The organism is Pseudoalteromonas sp. Z1A6, from assembly GCF_011378745.1.
Taxonomy (GTDB): domain Bacteria; phylum Pseudomonadota; class Gammaproteobacteria; order Enterobacterales; family Alteromonadaceae; genus Pseudoalteromonas; species Pseudoalteromonas arctica.
Window position 1 is genome coordinate 1 of sequence record NZ_WTKW01000603.1, and the last position, 1,257, is coordinate 1,257.

The 1,257-nt window shown below is 50.0% G+C and carries 1 protein-coding gene; it reads left to right on the top strand.

Features of this window, described 5'->3' with window-relative positions; translation table 11 throughout:
• A partial coding sequence (locus GQR46_RS19840) for an Ig-like domain-containing protein (protein WP_206009719.1) occupies positions 1–1,257 on the top strand: 1,257 nt, incomplete at both ends.

The window sequence follows — 1,257 nt, forward strand, 5'->3', positions numbered from 1 at the left end:
TATCACCGATGATGCAGGCAACACCGGCGGCGCCACACAAACAGGCAGCTTAGATACTTTAGCGCCGACACTGACGTTAGACACAGTAGGTGCCACGAATAACAGCACACCAACAATTAGCGGGACATCGAACGCGCCAGTAGGCACGGTTATAACGATTAACGTCACGGATGCAGATAATACAGAAACGTTCATCGCGACAGTACAAACCGATGGCAGTTGGTCAGCGGATGTACCGAACGCACTGACTGATGGTCCACTCACCATAGAAGCAAGCGTCAGTGACAGTGCAGGCAACACCACCACATTAAGTGAAGGCGCAACATTGGGTACCAATGCACCAAGTATTAATATTGATGCATTAATGGATACAAATGATACAACGCCGAATGTGAGCGGTACCAGCAGTGCAGCAAATGGCACTATTATCACCGTCAGTATCACGGACAGTAATGACATAACAAACACGGTACAAACAACCGTTACAGACGGTATCTGGAGTGTTGAAGCCCCTTTTGACTTAGCTGAAGGCAGTTATGAAGTTGAAGCGAGTGTTACAGATGGAAGCGGCAATACAAGTACAGCAACAGAAAATGGTGTAGTGGATACGACCATTCCTAATATTGCCGTAAATGATGTAACCGTGACTGATGACACAACACCTACGATCACTGGCACAGCGAATGCGCCACAAGGCAGCACCGTGAGCGTTGAAATCACCGACAGTAATAATATTACTCATACCGTAACGACCACATTAGGGGTTAATGGCACATGGAGCGTAGCAGCCACGCAAGTACTGGCTGAAGGCACCTTTACAGTGAGCGCCAGTGTGAGCGATGCCGCAGGCAACGAAGCCACTGCCACAGGCACTGGTGAAATAGATACCATTGCACCGACACTTGTACTTACCAGTCCAGGCTCAAGTAGCGACATCACCCCGACACTTAGCGGCACAAGCGATGCCGTTGAAGGCACCGTTATTAACTTCACCGTGGTGGACGATCAAGGCAATACACAAACCTTTACGACCACTGTGGATGCCGATGGCAACTTCTTTATAGAAGTACCGACTGCCTTGGCAGAAGGGCCGTACACGATCACCGCCAGCATCAGCGATGCAGCAGGTAACAGCACCGGTATTACAGGTAACGGCACAATAGACACGACCGCGCCAAGCATTACCGTGGATGCGCCAGTACTCACCAATGACACCACACCCACAGTGACTGGTACCAGTGATGCACCTAATAGCAC